Source organism: Desulfospira joergensenii DSM 10085 (genome assembly GCF_000420085.1).
Classification (GTDB): Bacteria; Desulfobacterota; Desulfobacteria; order Desulfobacterales; family Desulfobacteraceae; genus Desulfospira; species Desulfospira joergensenii.
On record NZ_ATUG01000002.1, the window covers coordinates 687,756 to 705,197 of the forward strand.

At 48.2% G+C, this 17,442-nt stretch carries 17 protein-coding genes and 1 tRNA gene; 7 read left to right on the forward strand and 11 right to left on the reverse strand.

The features are described 5' to 3' along the window. The first annotated feature begins 5 nt into the window (after positions 1-5). The 3 genes from F608_RS0115520 to F608_RS0115535 all read left to right on the forward strand — a co-directional run bounded on the left by F608_RS0115520 (position 6) and on the right by F608_RS0115535 (position 4,083). Positions 6-608: a LutC/YkgG family protein gene (locus tag F608_RS0115520; RefSeq protein WP_022666571.1), complete on the forward strand. Its 603-nt coding sequence runs from the start codon at positions 6-8 to the stop codon at positions 606-608. A gap of 2 nt (positions 609-610) precedes the next feature. Further along, complete coding sequence (gene ldhH, locus F608_RS0115525) at positions 611-2,746, forward strand: L-lactate dehydrogenase (quinone) large subunit LdhH (protein ID WP_027362805.1); 2,136 nt, start codon at positions 611-613, stop codon at positions 2,744-2,746. A gap of 167 nt (positions 2,747-2,913) precedes the next feature. Then, complete coding sequence (locus F608_RS0115535) at positions 2,914-4,083, forward strand: hypothetical protein (protein WP_153307516.1); 1,170 nt, start codon at positions 2,914-2,916, stop codon at positions 4,081-4,083. Between the two features lie 49 nt (positions 4,084-4,132). Here the strand turns inward: F608_RS0115535 and F608_RS0115540 are convergent, their stop codons facing one another. The 4 genes from F608_RS0115540 to F608_RS0115555 form a co-directional block, all read right to left on the reverse strand. Continuing rightward, a complete protein-coding gene (locus F608_RS0115540; protein ID WP_022666575.1) occupies positions 4,133-4,381 on the reverse strand; it encodes a hypothetical protein in 249 nt (82 codons plus the stop codon). Positions 4,382-4,928: 547 nt separating this feature from the next. Then, positions 4,929-5,888, reverse strand: a complete 960-nt coding sequence (locus F608_RS0115545) for a tyrosine-type recombinase/integrase (protein WP_022666576.1) — start codon at positions 5,886-5,888, stop codon at positions 4,929-4,931. Positions 5,889-5,890: 2 nt separating this feature from the next. Then, positions 5,891-6,208, reverse strand: coding sequence for a hypothetical protein (locus tag F608_RS0115550; protein ID WP_022666577.1), 318 nt, complete (start codon positions 6,206-6,208; stop codon positions 5,891-5,893). Positions 6,209-6,236: 28 nt separating this feature from the next. Further along, complete coding sequence (locus F608_RS0115555) at positions 6,237-6,497, reverse strand: hypothetical protein (RefSeq protein ID WP_022666578.1); 261 nt, start codon at positions 6,495-6,497, stop codon at positions 6,237-6,239. Between the two features lie 269 nt (positions 6,498-6,766). On the opposite strand from F608_RS0115555, the gene F608_RS0115560 reads away from it, so the two are divergent. Next, positions 6,767-7,906, forward strand: a complete 1,140-nt coding sequence (locus F608_RS0115560; RefSeq protein WP_153307517.1) for a hypothetical protein — start codon at positions 6,767-6,769, stop codon at positions 7,904-7,906. Positions 7,907-8,840: 934 nt separating this feature from the next. Here the strand turns inward: F608_RS0115560 and F608_RS0115570 are convergent. From F608_RS0115570 to F608_RS0115585, 3 genes are all read right to left on the reverse strand, one after another. Then, positions 8,841-9,113: a hypothetical protein gene (locus F608_RS0115570; protein ID WP_022666581.1), complete on the reverse strand. Its 273-nt coding sequence runs from the start codon at positions 9,111-9,113 to the stop codon at positions 8,841-8,843. Positions 9,114-9,197: 84 nt separating this feature from the next. Then, a complete protein-coding gene (locus F608_RS0115575; protein ID WP_022666582.1) occupies positions 9,198-10,337 on the reverse strand; it encodes a hypothetical protein in 1,140 nt (379 codons plus the stop codon). Positions 10,338-10,586: 249 nt separating this feature from the next. After that, a tRNA-Thr gene (locus tag F608_RS0115585) sits at positions 10,587-10,662 on the reverse strand. A gap of 196 nt (positions 10,663-10,858) precedes the next feature. Here F608_RS0115585 and F608_RS0115590 point away from each other — a divergent pair. Genes F608_RS0115590 through F608_RS0115600 form a run of 3 tightly spaced genes read left to right on the forward strand, consistent with a single transcriptional unit; the run spans position 10,859 to position 13,291 of the window. After that, a complete protein-coding gene (locus tag F608_RS0115590) occupies positions 10,859-11,551 on the forward strand; it encodes an ATP-binding cassette domain-containing protein (RefSeq protein ID WP_022666583.1) in 693 nt (230 codons plus the stop codon). Beyond that, entirely contained in the window at positions 11,541-12,305 is a 765-nt protein-coding gene (locus F608_RS0115595; RefSeq protein ID WP_022666584.1) for an ABC transporter permease, read from the forward strand. Before F608_RS0115590 ends, F608_RS0115595 begins: the two co-directional genes overlap by 11 nt. Beyond that, entirely contained in the window at positions 12,302-13,291 is a 990-nt protein-coding gene (locus tag F608_RS0115600) for an ABC transporter substrate-binding protein (RefSeq protein ID WP_022666585.1), read from the forward strand. The genes F608_RS0115595 and F608_RS0115600 overlap by 4 nt, the downstream gene beginning before the upstream one ends. Here F608_RS0115600 and F608_RS0115605 read toward each other — a convergent pair. The 4 genes from F608_RS0115605 to F608_RS0115620 are packed head-to-tail and all read right to left on the reverse strand — an operon-like array spanning position 13,249 to position 17,438. Then, entirely contained in the window at positions 13,249-14,931 is a 1,683-nt protein-coding gene (locus tag F608_RS0115605) for an ABC transporter ATP-binding protein (protein ID WP_022666586.1), read from the reverse strand. The genes F608_RS0115600 and F608_RS0115605 overlap by 43 nt on opposite strands. Continuing rightward, positions 14,924-16,015: a radical SAM/SPASM domain-containing protein gene (locus F608_RS0115610; protein ID WP_022666587.1), complete on the reverse strand. Its 1,092-nt coding sequence runs from the start codon at positions 16,013-16,015 to the stop codon at positions 14,924-14,926. Before F608_RS0115610 ends, F608_RS0115605 begins: the two co-directional genes overlap by 8 nt. Beyond that, entirely contained in the window at positions 16,008-17,240 is a 1,233-nt protein-coding gene (locus F608_RS0115615) for a radical SAM/SPASM domain-containing protein (RefSeq protein WP_022666588.1), read from the reverse strand. The genes F608_RS0115610 and F608_RS0115615 overlap by 8 nt, the downstream gene beginning before the upstream one ends. Positions 17,241-17,258: 18 nt before the next feature. Beyond that, entirely contained in the window at positions 17,259-17,438 is a 180-nt protein-coding gene (locus tag F608_RS0115620; RefSeq protein ID WP_022666589.1) for a hypothetical protein, read from the reverse strand. Positions 17,439-17,442: the final 4 nt, after the last annotated feature.

Sequence of the window (17,442 nt, forward strand, 5' to 3'; positions counted from 1 at the left end):
CGACCATGACGGATAAACAGAGGATCGAAACATTTATCGAAAAGGCCTCTCTGGTATCTGCCCGTGTTGTCCGAGTGGACAGTCTGGGTTCTGCCTTTGAACAGACCATTGATATCTGCCGGTCCAAACAGCCCCTGGACCCCCAGATGGAGACAGCAAAGCCCCTGGATGAAATCAAAGAAACCCGGGTCCTGGCCGCTCCCAACCTGGACGACCAGGCATTTGCCGGGCTTGAGAGCGCCTGCCGGGAAGCGGACGGCATCCTATTGATCCGGAAGGATATAAGAGATTATCCGGCCGGAATCGACGTGGGGCTGACCCTGGTGGATTTCGGTATTGCCGAAACCGGGACCCTGGTATTGAACTCCCAGACCGAGGATATCCGTCTGGCGTCCATGCTGAGTGAAATCCATGTTGCAATTCTCAGGGTGTCCGATCTCAGGGAGTCTGCCCTGTCCATGGTTGAGGATCTCCAGGCCATGATGGCCCGGGACACTGCCTATACGGCCTTTATTACCGGGCCCAGCCGGACGGCAGATATTGAACGGGTGCTGACCATCGGGGTCCACGGTCCCCTGGAACTTGTCATCATGCTGGTGGGGGAATGATCATGGAAAATCAGGAAAGCTTGAAATCCTATAAATCCCGACTGGATGCAGCATTGGGAAACGAGTTCCTGCGCCGGGCCATGGACAATTTTGCCGTGGCCTACCGGACTTCCCGTGAAAATGCATTTTCAGGGATGGATGTGGACGGTCTGATCCGGGAAGTGGCCGAGATCAAGGCCCGGGCCGTTCAGGATAATGAAGCCCTTCTGGAAAAATTTACAAAAAACGCTGAAGCCAAGGGGATTCATGTCCACCTGGCAGATACGGCCGAGGATGCCAACCGGATTATCGGTGAAATCGCCCTGAAAACCGGTTCCCGGCGTATTGCCAAGTCCAAATCCATGACAGCCGAGGAAACCCATTTGAACAAATGGCTGGAAAACATGGGCCTGGAGGTCACGGAGACCGATCTGGGGGAGTGGATTGTCCAGTTGAGAAAAGAAGGGCCTTCCCATATGGTCATGCCGGCCATTCACCTGTCCCGATACCAGGTGTCAGACCTGTTTACCGATGTCACCGGGGAAAAGCAGGATGCAAAAATCGAAGACCTGGTCAGGGTGGCCAGAAAAGAGCTGAGGGAAAAATTTGTCAATGCGGATCTGGGCATCACCGGGGCCAATTATGCCGTGGCTGAAACCGCAACCATCGGCATCACCACCAACGAGGGAAATGCCCGTCTGGTATCTACCCTGCCCAGGGTCCACGTTGCCCTGGTGGGCATTGACAAGCTTCTTCCGGGCCTCAAAGAGGCCCTGACCATCAACCGGGTCCTGCCCAAGAACGCAACGGGCCAGGCCATCACCTCCTATGTCACCTGGATTACCGGACCCTCGGAATGCAGGATTGCCGACAACGGCAAACGGGAAATGCACATTGTATTCCTGGACAACGGCCGGAAAAAAATCGCCAATGATCCGATGTTTTCCCAGATCCTTCAATGCGTGCGCTGCGGGGCCTGTGCCAATGTCTGTCCGGTATACCGGATGGTGGGCGGTCATCAGCTGGGCCACATCTATATCGGAGCCATCGGCCTGATCACCACCTATTTTTTCCATGGGCGGGAACATGCCAGGAACCTGGTTCAAAACTGCACCAACTGCGGGGCCTGCAAGGCCGTCTGTGCCGGAGGCATCAACCTGCCCAAACTCATCAAGGCGGTCCATGCCCGGATTCAGGACGAGGAAGGCCATCCCTTGAAAAGCCTTCTTCTGGCCAAGGTCCTCAAGAGCCGCAAGCTGTTTCACACCCTGCTTCGGACCGCCAGCCTGGCCCAGAAACCGGTTACAGGAGGAACCCCTTATCTGCGCCATCTGCCCATGATCTTTGCCAAAGAGCACAATTTCAGGGTGTTGCCGGCCATTGCCGAGACCCCTTTCAGGAAACGGTTTGAAAAGTTGAACAAAACCGTGGAAAAACCAAGGGTTAAAATCGCCCTTTTTTCCGGCTGTGTCCAGGACTTTGTCTATCCCGAGCATCTGGAGGCGGCCATGAAAAGCTTTGCCAGTCTGGATGTAAAAGTCAGTTTTCCCATGGATCAGACCTGCTGCGGTCTGCCTGCCGTGAGCATGGGGGAAAAATCAGCGGCCAGGGACGTGGCTCTCCAGAATATCGAAGCCTTTGCCGGTGAGGATGTGGACTATATCGTTACCCTGTGCGCCTCCTGCGCTTCCCATCTCAAACACGGCATGATCGATCTTGTAAAAAATTACGCAGATGAAAAGGCAGAGGCCTTCAGTGAAAAAATAATCTCCTACAGTCAGTTCATGAATCAGGTCCTCAAGGTCGACTCCAGGGATGGCGCTCAGAACCGGAAAATTGCCTTTCATTCCCCCTGTCACCTCTGCCGGGGCCTGGGGGTGAAGGAAGATCCCAGGCAGTTGATTGACAAGTCTGGCAATACCTATGTCCCCACCAGAGAAGAAGAGACCTGCTGCGGATTCGGGGGCAGTTTTTCAGCCAATTTCCCGGCGGTCTCCAATGAAATACTGACCCAAAAATTGGATGACGTGGAAGGTTCCGGTGCCGATCTCCTGGTGACGGAATGTCCCGGCTGCGTGATGCAGCTCAGGGGCGGGGCAATGAAACAGAATCGGGACATTGAGGTTCTCCATTTGGCAGAGTTGTTTGATGAACCATGACCCAAGATTTTTCCATGACAAAAAAGGCCGGGCCCTGAACATGGGCCCGGCCTTTTTTGTTTTCAGGCCTCGTTGTTTTGCATTCTTTTGCATTCTTTGATATTCTAATGCATTGTTGTAGGAGAAGATTGTTATTTTATAGGGACAAGATTAGCGGAAACATTGTTTTGGAAAAATCAAACCATATAAGCCAGGGCATAACCAAATTGATCTCCTTTGCCCAGAAATCTGTTGCACGGGGAAATCCCCACCATAACCTGAACACCTATCGAACGCTTTCAGGGGCAATTGAAAATCTGGCGGGTCTTGAGACGGTCAAGGGAGATCAGATTGATTCCTGTGTGAATCTTCTCAGCCTGATGATAGAACTCCAGCAGCGGGTTATCAAAGACAATGAAATCCCCAGCAGCGAGGTCCCCCAGATATACAAGACCGCCCAAAATTTGAATGAGATCTTCATAAAAAGTGCCAAGGACGCTGTCACAAGCGGAGACAATACCTATATCACCGAACAATGTGAAGCCCTTTTGCAGGCGGCCGACCAGATTCGAAGCGATCCCTTTTTAAGAACATCCGGCATTCTGGACGCCAAGTTAAAAGATGTTATTGGAAGACTCAGGGAAAAAGCGGATATCGTCAATCTGTTTGAGGGGGAAGAAAATCAGGCCTTTAACAGGATCATGGAAAAAGCGGAACTCCTTCTTGAAGGAAATGATCTGGATGAAATCGGTGAAGCCTATATCAAGCTCCAGTCCCTTGAAGAAAAAGTGAAAAATCAATATGTTCTAAGGGCGAATTTCGCCAAATACCTTACAGGATATAGAAGCCGTTTTATTTCAAAGATAGAAACCCGGATGAATGAACTCAAAACCAAAGTCGGGACTTCGGATCTCTTCGAGAACCGGGATCTGTTAGAGAAAATGGAGAAACTTGAAAAACTGGAAAAATTTCACCAGGAGCCCAAGCTCTCGGGAAGAATTAAGTTCTTCAGGAACAAGGTATTAAAGGCGAAGCAGAATCCCATTGAAGAGTCTTTAAACGACAGTATCAAGTTTATCATGGAATCCGGCAACGATCTATTCAGCGTTGAGTACGAACGTCTTTACGATCAGATGCACGGTGAAAATGAGATTTTTACCTCGGCTTTTTACGACAGAACCCTCAAAGGCATGCCGCCCCAGGAAGCCATTGATCTTTTAAAAGAGAAAAAAGAAAAGATGGATCAGGTTGATATTGGAAGGGCCGGTCAGGCTGATTATGAAAATTCCCTGAAAAAACAAATCACAGGCCTGATCAAATTGTTTGAATCAAGTATTGAGGCCTGTTCAGGCAAATAGATCGTGGAATGGAGATTCTCTGAATATCTCCTTTTAATTCGCAAACCGATTAAGATTTGTCCGTTACGTGCAGACGTGATTTTTCGGATAACCCCGCCTTGTTTTGCCATACCTTCCTTGCAAGACCTGCAAAGCCCAAGAGTCCAGCGCCGAAAACAAGCATGAATAAAGGGCCTTCCAAAATAAAATCCATGCCGGATGTGGTGGTCTTTGTCACACTGATATTAAAGAGACCCCCTATAAAGAATAGCAATGAAAGGATAGACGCATAATATATTATCGGTTTTACAGTTTTCATATCAAAATTTCCTGTCAATTCCACCCAAAGAGATTTCGCTGATTTTAGATGACCGTTCCAGGGTTTTTGGGAACATAGCATTTCATAGTAGAGAAGTATATTCGACTAACTCCTGCTTTGCCTGCTATATATGCAGGTTGTGTTCCAACCCTTTCTCGATTGCAGGAGATTTTTTTAAATAGGCCATCAGGAAAGACTTTCACTGAAGATATTAGGATTTCGTTGGGCTTTCAAGTCTTTAACCCATAGCAAAACCTATGTTAAACTTTATACAATTTTATCGGAAAATGGAAAAAATGTAATACCGGGTATGAAAAGAATGTAATAATGATATGAAAAGTTTTTCATGGGGTGCGGGCGGCCCTTCCCCAATAAGGATGAAGGGCGTCAAGATAAATGACTGAGGGATTGGAGCCGGCGTGCGGATTCGAACCGCAGACTTGCTCATTACGAGGTATCCACGTATATCTATAATAACAGATAGTTATGGCATGATGAAGCGGGTTTGAGGCGGATGGACGGTCACAATAGTTTGTGATTTTTTTACTCATCTTTCAAGTTTCTCCATTTCCTTTTTCAGGACCGCCGGGAGAACTTCGCCATAGATCTGTGTCGTCCGAATATCTGCATGTCCCATGATTTTCTGAACCACCTCCAGGGGAATCCCTTTGCTTAGCATGTGGGTTGCTGCCGTATGTCTTAAATCATGGAACCTTGAAACCACACCTGCCGAACGTGTGATCGTTCTGTGATAGTTGGTTATGGTTGAAGTGTGCTGGTATGAAAAAATCTTTCCGAAATGCTGGGGCTTCAATACAGCCCTGGCAAAAGAAACCAGGGGAACCAATCTTTCTTTATTCCCTTTGCCAAGAAACTTTATAACACCGTCTTTGATATGCTCATATTTGCATTTTATCAGTTCACCGCGTCTTGCACCTGTATACAGGGCAAAACGAATTATACGGGCCATTTCTGGTTTCTTTTTGTCGGCCTCGGCCAGGATCTTTTCAAGCTCATCCGGGTGAATATACCTGGGAAGGCTATGCCCCAATTTGAATTTTTTGATCTTCGGGACTTCGTCTATAAAATCATTCTCGGCAGCATAATTGAGCGCAGCCCGTATCCTCGTAAGGTAAGTGTTTACAGTGACCGGTTTATTCCCCTTGATAATACGTGCCTGTTTGAACTCGACAATATGACCTTTTCTAATATTTTTTAGGGGAATATCTCCAACAACCTCGATCAAATTCCGTAAGGCGAGTTCATCCGCTCGGTGGGTGTCTGGTGAGAGATCCGCTCTCTCTGGATCATTGACATAGAATTTTTTAAACTCGGATATAGTTATTCCGGAATAGGCCTCCAATTTGATGAGATTCCCAAGCAATTGTTCCTTTTTGATTTCTCGAAGCAGGCCCTTGGCTTCTCTACCGTCCCGGGTTTTCAAACTGCGGCGTTGTCCACCTGGGAACTCGACATAATATATACCCCTTTGTTTAAATAATCTCATTTTTAGGACGCTTTCAGGGACCCGAGAATGGACAGAGCTTTATGTCTTTCACCGACCACTTGAGAAATCATATATTCATCAATTGATTGTTTATCAAATTTCCAGTCACCTCGTTTTGAATTGGGATCTTGGAAACCAACGATCAAATTTTCCTTTGCCAGCTTCAACAATGTAGTCCTGCTGTAACTTGAATATTGTTTGGCAGCAGCGAGTTTTAGCCATCTCGGTGTGACAATCCTTTCAGAAAGCATTGCGGCAGTACGTTCTGAAATCTCAGCGACAAGCTTTTCTAAATCAAATGGCGGTTTAAAATTTTCCATAATAGGTCTCCATGAAATTGCTTCGATTTTATAACGGATCAACCTTTTTCATTTTTATCTTTTCTGACCATTCCGATAAAGCCTCACTCATATTGCGAAGCAAAACTCCAAATTGATAAACACCAACCTTTTCACACATTTCAAGGTCTTTAGAGACTTCATTGACAATGTTACTAACTAATTGAGCCTTTGATAAATCTGCTTTTTTAGCAAGTCGATCTAAACGCTCATCAAGTTCACGTGAAGGTTTAAATTGAATTGGCGATATCTGCTTTTCCTGTTCATTCATTTTTACCCCCTTAATTTTCTTCGTATATGAAATATTCCATTTTTTGATATATTAGAATAGGTATGTTAAGTATGTCAAGTAATTTTTATAGGATTATGAAAATGGATCAGAGATTTAGATTTCTGCGAGGAGTTTTGGCTTATTATCAATAAAATCAAACTTCTTTACTGTAAAATTATAGCTTGTTATATCATCTAACAGTCAGAATCATTGAAGCTCATGTACGTCTTATGGAGTGGAAAAAATAATTAAATTAACATAGGAGAATTATGATGAATAAACCTATAGGCGAACGACAGAATAAGGATATAGTTGTTGTGATGAGAGGGCCTTCGACTGTCATCTTTCCCAAAGAAAAGTCATTGTGTATAACAAGTTTTCCAACTCATACCGGGTCTGTCCGTGTCGTTCTTACTACAAGATGGATAAAGCATAAAAATGAACTCCCTGGTAACTTGTGGATTGAAATTTCTGGAAGAGCAAGTTCTCTTGAAGAGGCTCTTTTACCTTTCGCAAATGCAGGAATTCGTCTCTTGCCTACGCTTTCTCTTAGCTCAAACGCAGCAATTGGTCTTCCTGATATTGAAGTTGGTTTTGATAATACACCAGGAGTGACTGAAAGAGATTATTTTCAGAGTTATATCCCAGAAGAGCAGTGTGTCTTGCATACAGGAAGATTTGTCAATATCGAAGCATCAAAAGCATTATACCGAGCAATCGCTATCAATTCTGAACGAGAAAGGATTGGTAGGGCTGCTTCTCAATATAAGATGGCTTTGGATTATTGGCGAATGGGACAAGAAAGTCTGGCGTTATCCCATCTCTGGATGGCTCTTGAGGCATTAACAAAAGCTAAGATTAGAAAGGAATGTATTGAAAGAGGGGTAGAAAACCAAGAACAACTTGCAGAATGTTTGTCGATTGAATTGAGACGGTTAGATCCTTATATTCGAAAAGAAATATTACTAAAGGGAGATGCTGAATGTTATTCGAAGGCAAAAAAAGCATCCGACGGTTTTGAACACGGGTTTTTAGAGTTTGATAAAATCAGGGATTATTCTATGACAGCAAGAAATCAAATGGCATCTTATGTAAGGAATGCAATTCTTGATCTTTGCGATTTAAATCCAGATGTATATAAAACGCTTACCAAAAAACCTTACGATAAACCTCTTGGACATTGGCCTATTGTAAAATATTTAAGAGGTAAACTTATTGGTAAGGGAGACCGACTCGGAGCACCAGGAAAAATGTATCCTTTTGTTAATTGGAAAACAAATGTCGAACATGTCACAATTAATCATGAAGAAAAGGAATACAATATTACAATTACAGACAAATTAAACCCAGAGCTTGCTGAAGGAATCAAGTTCCAACCTTCAAGCGCTGAAGTTTGGGAACCAGATTAAAAAAAATATCAGTGGAATTTACCGGTGTGAAGTCAAAGATAATTGTCCGATCTGAAACCCGCGCCAGTCCTGGTCAGTTCCGTGTATTCGCATACTTACCAAGAGAAGAAATAAATTCCCCCCTGGCGGGGTCCGGTCCGGTGCACCGCTCGGGGGCGAGCCGCGTGCGCTCCGGTCCTCCACCGTCCAGGGGCAGGGGACCTTCGGCCTGTTTCTATGTAAATAATTCTTCCTGATCGTGTTCCGTCCTCAGGAATGAGCCGGATAAGCGTTTCCACCAACTCGACAACGTAAACACGGCAATAACGGTTAACGTCCGCAGGGAAGGTCATTTTTTATTTACAAAGGGGAAAATAGATATATCTCGGAGATCTCGGTTCACCGACGTGCGGATCCGGCTTCGGCCAGGGACGAACTCGGGCACAGGTAAGGCCATAATTTAAAAGCCGCCCGATTTTCGGAATGATCATACGAGAGGATGCGTGCGGGCTGGGTTGACAGGTTAAACAAAGCTCATGACCACGAGCAAATATACAAACCACGAAACGGTGATCCCGCTATCACTATAGTTAATCAAACTGACGGCCCAGATTTATGCATAAGATAAATCCAGATCATCATTTATCCGTCAAAAGCCCTGGCCGATCAGGTTCTTATAGATTTGGATCCAAAACGTGAAAACAATGGCCCAGATTTATTGTTAAAATAAATCCAGGCCATTTTCACTGTGAAAGGATTGTAAACTTTTTATCTTGAATTAGTATCAAATTTATATTCAGGAAGTTCGGGACAGATCATCCGAAGGTAATCACAGATAATATACCGAACCACTTCTGCTGTTGAAACCCCATGCCTGGCAACAAGGATTCTAACCAGCTCAAAATAGGGTTCAGGAAGTGACGCGGTAACCTGGGTAAACATGTCTCCTTTAGGTTTATATTTCCGGGTTTTCATCTCGATAATCCTCCAAAGCTTTTTTGAAAGCAGAGTACAAAGACTCTCTTCTTGACGATTTTTCAAGCCCTACTCTATATCCTTCTACGTAAGACAGAATAGGAATTAAGGCACCTTTTGAATGGTCCTGGATGAAATGCAACTCATGTATAATATTCTGCAAAGTTGTATCAAAATCACTACCTCCAGAATCATCCTCTTTTTTAGATTTAACCTTCTCTTTTTCCTTAGAAAACGATACGATATCTGCCATGTGCTAACTCCTCCTCTACAGGGGTTGGTATTAGAGCTGGCAGCGGAACGGCAATTCTGCTGCCAGCTTGTTTATTTACATCCTTTACGCGGCTTTCTCTGCCTGATATGCCTGAATCAGCTTGTCCAATTCGTCCATGAATTCAAACTCGTTCAGGTGTTCAGTAATAGCCAACACTTCTCCTTTGATTTCCAAATTGTTGATATCATCCCATTGGTCATGGGTAAGGAAGGCGTAATGATTACCGGCGCTGCTTTCCTGCAACAACTCGTCATCAGTTTTGTTATCCACTCCCAGGAATCTGGAGAGACCCGGAGTAGGGAAAAACTGTTTCTTGCCCTTCATAGTCTGCGCATATTCCCAAAATTTAGCCGAATAGAGACGGGAGTGTGGGTCACCATGCCGAATGGCTTCAAGCATCCCAAAAGGGGTTATATTGCCGTTTTTTCCTAATTTAACGATACCTTTGGTTGCTTCTCTCGCTAAACTCCAGCTTTGGCCTTCAATCGTGGTGATATATTTTGAGATTCGATCATAGCCATCATCGGGATTAATCTGGTCAATTCTCACGGATCTGGAACAAAAAGCCTCAAAGTTGTCTATTTCTCCACCGGCCTTTAAAAAAGCAATTGCCCAGGCGACCGATAAGGCATGGCGCCATTTTTTGAGTTGAGAGACATTTGCACGGACCATGAAATGAAGATCGTGACGGTGGGGATGCCAACCGTTTTTCCGGCCAAATGTATTTTCCCTTCCAGTATAGGCACCTACTGAACACATCTCTTTTAGGATCGTACGGTAAACAGGATAAAGATTCCTTTGGGGTTGTTGCTTCATGATCCGCATGGCCCTGTCTTGAATACGGAGCACTTCGGACAAAGGCTGCTTGATGTTGTGAGGTGTTGTCCAGGTGATCATTGAAACAGAGTTCTGGCAATCTCGATCACGCCAAATATCACAGGAATTCTGCACTTGCTGACAACGGCGCTCAGAAATGATGGAGGCACACACCTGGCACGACCAAACAGAACCGCATGTCTGCAAATCACCGTAATGAGCCTTTTTAGCCCCTTCTTTCTTTCGCAATGAGACACTATGTGAAAATTTTGATTTTAGCCGGTGGCAGTTTTCGACACGTTCAGGAAGAGAGCCCTCAGGCCGGTTCTTTAGGTGAATAAGCTGGGAAACCCTTTGATTTTTAAAACGATTGATGATAGTGTTCATAAAGATCGGAACTCCTTTCACGGGTAGGTGACGATTTCAAAAAGGGAACGGGCGGGCAAACCATGTTCCCTTTTTTATTTCCAGGGCATGTAAGAATTTGAGATAGAGCGAAGAGGAAAGTGCTTAAGTAAAAATGGTGAAGCGGATTTGAGGCGGAATTTCCGCCTTTTTTTGTGCAAAATGGAGAGAAATAAACAAAAAAGGCCTTCCGCCAAAAATGACGAAAAGCCTTGAAAGTTCTGCTATTGGTGGAGCCGGCGTGCGGATTCGAACCGCAGACTTGCTCATTACGAGTGAGCTACTCTACCACCTGAGTTACGCCGGCCTGTGCACTCCGATGAAGGTTGAAGTTTATCAGCAGGGTATCATTAGCATAAAATGATCAAATTGGCCAATCATTTATCCCCTGGCCGGTAAAAATATGGAACCGGCTTCCCGGGCCGGCGGATGGTCATTGATTTTTGATCTAAAGCCCTGTAAAGAAGGGACCAGAGGTTTTTGGAGATGATCGTGGAGAATATATGCGCCTGGAATGCCGCAATCTGAACTTTATCTATCCGGGATCTGATGTTGCTGTCCTGGAAAATCTGAGTTTTGTCATGGAAGAGCCCGGATTCAACGCCGTGTTCGGCCCTTCGGGCGTGGGAAAGTCCTCCTTTGCCAGGCTCCTTGCCCATCCCCGGGAAAACCGTGACTCCGAGATTGTGACCCAGGGGATTCACACCGTCCTCTATTCCTACAATTTAGAGCGGCTTCCCGGGTGGTCCAGCACAGGTTCCCATCTGGATAAAATCTGTCCTCCGGGAAAGGAAGACCTTAAAAAAAATCTCATCCAAATTTTCAGGCTGGAGTCGGTCCTGGATTCCAGGTTTTCCCAATTGTCCATGGGGCAGCAGAACCGCATGAACCTGATCCGCTACCTGCTCCAGGATTTTGACCTTCTCATCTTGGATGAAAGCCTGGCCAATGTGGATGAAAAGCTCAGGAAAAAGATTATCCTCTCGGTTAAAGAGTTCTTTCCGGACAAGATGTTTTTGTATATTTCCCACAATTTGATGGAAGTGGCCCGGTTCTGCAGGGAGATCCTGGTTCTGGGCGAGGCTTCCGGGCAAAAGGAAAATTGCATGGTCAGGGGCAGGGATTACCATAAAGACTACACCCTGGACAAATCTTCCCTGGACCGTGTCATGCTGGAGATCATGAATGCTTTTTAAGCGGATATTCCAGTTTCTCATTGTCTACGGGGTGGGTCTGTCCTGCCTGCTGGTCCTCAAACAGGTTCTATCCCTTTCCGATTACGTGATTCCCGGGATTGCCCTGATTATTGAGACTTCCAGCCGGGTATGGAGCGGATATTTTTTTGATGTCATGAACACTCTCTCCGTGACCGTACTGGGTCAGATTATTTCCATTGTCATGGCCTTTACCGTAGGCATCCTGGGGCGGAAGTCCTCCTGGGCAGGGTCCATGATCCGGGTGACGGCCTATAATATCCAGGCTTACCCAATCGTGGCCCTGGCCCCGATTATCTTTATCCTCCTTGGAGACGGTTTTATCTCCAGGCTGCTCATCGCCTCCATGATCTGTTATTTTCCCCTGCTCTTGTCCGTTCTGGGGGTCATGGCATCTCCGGTGGCGGATATTGAGCATTTTTACATTGCCACAGGCCGGATGCGCTGGCAGCTGGAAGTGAAAATCCGGGCCTTTGAAAACTTGAGCAAACTGACCACGGTGATTGCCGGCTCCACCACCCTGGCCATGGCAGGCACCATTGTGGCGGAATTTATTGCTGCCAACGCCGGTATCGGCTATAGTATCCGTATCGCCCTATATCAGAGCGATCTGGCCGAAATCCTGACGGCCCTGTTCATGATCGGTATTGTGGTCTCTGTTTACCAGGGCCTTCTGGAAACCATGGGCGAACAGGTAAAATCAAAGTGGGAAGCATCCAGAGGAGGCAGAATATGATCAGATTTTTTAAAATACCAGTGGCGGTCATATTGGCCTGGGCCGTGGTTTTACCCGGTCTCAACGCCCGGGAGATCCGCCTCAGCTACAGGCTGAAATGGCTGTTCAATGCCAGTGTGGCCGGAGATATCCTTGCCCGGGAAAAGGGGTATTTCAGACAGGCCGGACTGGATGTCAATGTTAAGGAGGGCAGCCCTGAGAAGGATGCCATCAAGGAACTGGAGCTGGGATATGCAGATTTCGGTGTGGCATCGGCGGACCAGGTGATCCGGGCTCTGGCCAAAGGGGCGGACGTAGTGGTCTTGGCCCAGATTTTCCAGGTCAATCCCATGCAGTGGATCTATCGGGCGGACCGGCCTGAGATCCTTACCCTTAAAGATCTGGAGGGCCGGCGCATCGGGATTACCTACGGGGGCAACGATGAAACCATCATGAAGGCCCTGCTGGCCCTGTCCGGTCTGGAACCTGGGGATGTAAAGATCTTTGGAGTAAGGTTTGATTTTACTCCGTTTCTAAAGAAAAAGGTGGAGATCTGGCCGGTCTACAGAAACTCCCAGGGAGTGATCCTTGAGGATAAACTGGCCAGGGAAGGGGAGCTGGTCCGGTTTCTCAACCCGGCCGGGTTCGGCATCCGTTTTGTGGCCAACTCCGTTGTCACCTCCGGCAAGATGATGAAAGAAAGCCCCCTGGTGGCCGAGGCCTTTATGACTTCTCTGATGAAAGCCTGGGAAGATGCCATGGATCCGGCAAATGAAAATATGATCCTTGGGGAGATCATGAAAAAGGACAAGACCGCCACCGAAGATATTTTAAGAAAACAGGTTTCCGTCACCCGGGATCTGGTCAGGCCGGATTCTGAAATTCCCATGGGACGGATCGACATCCAGGCCTGGCAGCAGACCGAAGAGATCATGCTCAGGGAAAAACTGATCCCCGGGCCGGTTCATGTGGAAACCCGGCTGGTGGAAACCGGGGTCAGCCCGTAAACCTGGTCTGCCTCAAGTTTGTCCGGTTTTTCATGACTCAGGACAAGGACCGTGGTATCGGTCCTGCACCGGTTGATAATTTGGATCAGGATTTCCCGGTTGCCCCGGTCCAGGCTGGACCAGGGTTCATCCAGAATGAGGATGGGGGCTTTCCTTAAAAAAAGTCTGGCCAGGCAGATCCTCTGTTTTTCTCCTCCGCTCAGCCCCATGCCCCTGGAGGGCATGACCTCATGAATTCCATGGGGCAGTCCTTTCATAAAGTCTTCCAGACCGGCCCTGGCAAGGGCATTTTCAATCTCCCGGTCCGATGCACCGGGCCGGGCAATGGCCAGGTTCTGTTTCAGGGTGTCCTGGAAGATATAGTGGAACTGGGTGGCCACACTGATTTTTTTTCTGATTTCATCTTTTGAAATATCCTGGATAGAGGTTTTCCCAAGCCGGATATCGCCCGTTTCCATGGGATAAAATCCCAGGATCAGGTTGATCAGTGTGGATTTGCCGCTGCCGCTGGGGCCTTTCACAAGGGTGATTCCCCTGGCCGGGGCGTCAAGATTGAATTTCTTGAACAATGTCCGGCTTTCCGGATAGGAAAAGGTCAGGTTCTTTATCCGGATGGCCAGGGGTTGATCCGGAAGGGTTGTCCGGTCCGCCCGATGAGGGTCTTCTTCGTCGTGCTCGGCCAGGAACGAGGACAATTGCCCGGCAGAGACCACCTGGGACTGGATGTTTGAAAAGGACTGGATCAGGGAGGAAACCGAGTTCTGGAACAGGCCGGCATAGAAGAAAAACAAAAGAAATTCCTTTTGGGCAAAATGCCCCCTGAACACCAGATAAAAGGCCAGAAGAATGAGGGAGAGTCCACCGAATCTTGAGATCAGTTCAATGAGGGGAGAAAAAACAGCCGTAGTGGTTCCGGATTTGATCATGATTTTTCTCAGGGCTGTTGTCTGATCGTTGAAATGATGCCTGACCCGGTCTTCTCCGGAAAAGGTTTTTATTGTATCAATGCCCTGGAGGGTTTCATCAAAAATTTTGTTTATCCCGGACCAGGCCCCCCGCTGTTCCCGGGCAAAAACCCTGAGCATCCTGTTCAGCCGGAACATGAGCCAGGACGTCGTACATACGACCCCCAGAGCGCAGACCATGAGCAGGGCTGAGCAGGAAACCGTCAGTATGGCCATGGCAAGGAAGATGGTGAGGGCCTCCCTCAGGATATGGGGCAGGGTGGCGGAAACCAGTGCCTGGGTCTGGCCGATGTCCATGTTGAGCCGGGTCATGAATTCCCCGGCCGACCGGTGCCGGAAATAGCTCAGGGGCAGGCAGGAGAATTTTTTAAAAAATTCATGCTGGAGCTGGTTTAAAAGGTCTGAGGAAAATATGGCGGCCAGATAACCGTAAAGGCCCTGGAAAAGGGCAAGGGACAGGAAAATCAGGAAGAGCATGCCCAGGTATTTAAGGCCCCTGGTCAGGACGCCGGGGCCCATCTCTCCCAGGGCCAGGCCCAGGATTTTCTGGAAAAAAAGGGGCTGGATGGACATGAGACCGGCAATCCCGGTCTGGAGCGCCAGGATCAGGCTTATCCTGGTTTTATATGCCAGGGCCAGGCCTGCCAGCCATTTGAGGGAACGTTTTTCAGCCATGGGCGGGGATTCCGGTTTCCAGGGAGGCGAGAGCCTTCCGGATATGGGAAAAGATCAATTTATAATCTCTGCACAAGGGATCTTTGTCGTCAATGGCGCCGCCGAATGCCGAGGCAAACTGGGGACATCCCCCATGGCATACGGGCTTGTTTTCACAAAGAATACATTCCGGGATGGATTTGGGCCGGCCCCGGATCCGTGTACATGCAGAAGATTCATAGAGTTCAGATACCGGATGCTCCAGGATACTGCCCAGGATCAGGACGTCAAAGGGGCTGCACAGGACCGCCTCTCCATTGGGCCGGATTCCAAGATGGTTTCCAATGCAGGAGGGACGGTGTCGGCATTCAGGGGCCCCTCCCTGGGATATGGCCGACAGATAAGTATCCAGGGGGGAGATGGGGATCCGGCGGTTTTCCGTCCGTATCCACCGGTCAAAGATCCGGCACAGAAAACGGCCGTAATCCCCGGATGAGGGGAGTAAATTTTTATTTTTGTTCCGGCGCGAGGGGATCAGGGGATTTATCCTCAAGGGCCGGCCAAGAGAGGTAAAAAAATCAAAGATGGTTTTTTCCCGGTTCAGGGATCTGTTGGTAAAGGTCATGCAGATGCCAAAAAACAGGTCGAGATCTGCCATGAGATCCAGTTTTTCCATGACCTTTGCCCAGGTCGGAGCTCCGGTTTTTTGGATGCGAAGGGCATCGTGGATCTCTTTGGGACCGTCCAGGCTGATTCCCACCTCAAAGTTATTCTTTTTTAAAAAGAGACAGAATTCCCGGTCCAGGAGCAGGCCGTTGGTCTGGATAAACTGGCGAAGGGGGATGTCTGGAAAAGAGGAAGATATCAGGGACAGACTCTGCCTGTAAAATTCAATTCCGGCCATCAGGGGCTCCCCCCCGTGCCAGATGATATGAACTTCTGTGTGTCCGGTTTGATCCAGGTAGGCGCAAACCCGGGCAAGGGCTGTTCCGAGGATGTCCAGGTCCATGGGGTTTTTCCAGTGATTATCCGCGTAACAGTATCGGCAGGCCAGGTCACAGGCCTTGACCGGTTCGATCATGAGGGTGAAGACAGGGTCAGGCATGGGCCATTTCCTTGTGCACGGCCTGTTTGACATGGGCCCTGAAAACCTTGAGCCCGCTGCAATAATAGGTTTCTCCCTTTATTTTTTCCAGGAAGGGCGGCAGATCTGCTTTAAACCATTGATTGTCCGGCAAACCCTGGTGCCGGGCCAGAACCAGCAGGGTATTGTATTTCAAGCAGGTCATACACCCTCCGGCGTGCCGCCGCCCCCATTCACAATCGAAACAGTCCATATTTCCGGCGGATTTCCGGATCCGGGCCTTGATCCCGGACCAGAGGGCCGCCCTTCGCCTGAGGAGGGCTTTTAGGCTGTCCCGGGTGATGTCCCCCAGGGCGGTCCGGGAATCGTTGATGTACTGGTCGCAGGGATAGACTTTCCCGTCCGGGGCAAAGATGAGTCTTCCCAAGCTGCACCGCCTTTTGTGATAGGGGCTGCCCTTGTCGATTCCGGGCCGGAGGATCATTTTGACCTCATCCCTGAGTTCGGGAAAATCCACATCTCCGAAGGGATCATGGAACCAGAGGTCAAACAGCCGGATGAGAAATTCACCCACCTCACCGGGGGAGGGGGTCAGTTTAAAAAGATCGGTTGGCAAGGGATTTGACGGGGTAAGATCCTTGCAGTTGATGTCACAGATGTCCAGCTGAACCCTGGCTTTTAACCCTCTGAAAAAACGGAAGATCTCCTCTGTCCGGCCCATGCTGTCCCGGGTGATCACGGCAATCACCGCCAGGGTCTCCTGGCCGGTCACCCGCCTGAAGATCTCCATGCCTTTCAGGGCCCGGGAAAAACTGCCGGTTTTACCACCTCCCATCCTCCGGTGAAGGTTATGCAGGGACTCGGGCCCGTCCAGACTGAATCCCACCTGGAAGCCATGGTCCTTGAAGAGCCGGGCAAAGTCTTCTGTCATCAGTGTGGCATTGGTCTGGACCCGGTTCTGGAAAACAACTCCGGGAAATTCCGCCTGGAGCCGGATGACTCCCTTGAAAAAATCCGGCCCGGCCATCAGGGGCTCCCCCCCGTGCCAGGTGATGGTTAAGGATCTCTTTTCCGGGAAAAAACCGGATCTTTTGGCATCTGCAATTTTTTCAAATATGGATCTTACAATGGAAAGGGGAATGATTCCTTTGGGATGCTTTTGAAAGCAGTAGGAGCACCGGCAGTTGCAGTCCAGGGTGACCTGGACCTGGGGCAGAATTTCAGGGAAGGGGATGAGAGGGCTCATGGTTTAAAAGGCAGGGGCCTACCAATTGACCCAGTTGCCCCAGTTGTTCCAATTGACCCAGTTCCGCCAGTTCATCCAGTTCATCCAGTTGTTCCAGAAGGGAAAGGCGCATGGTTTTTTCTTTTCCTCTTGGATCTCTCTGAGAATCTCCTTGAGAATTTTATTTTTTATTTTTGGGGTTTCACCTTTGTCTTTCATGGTT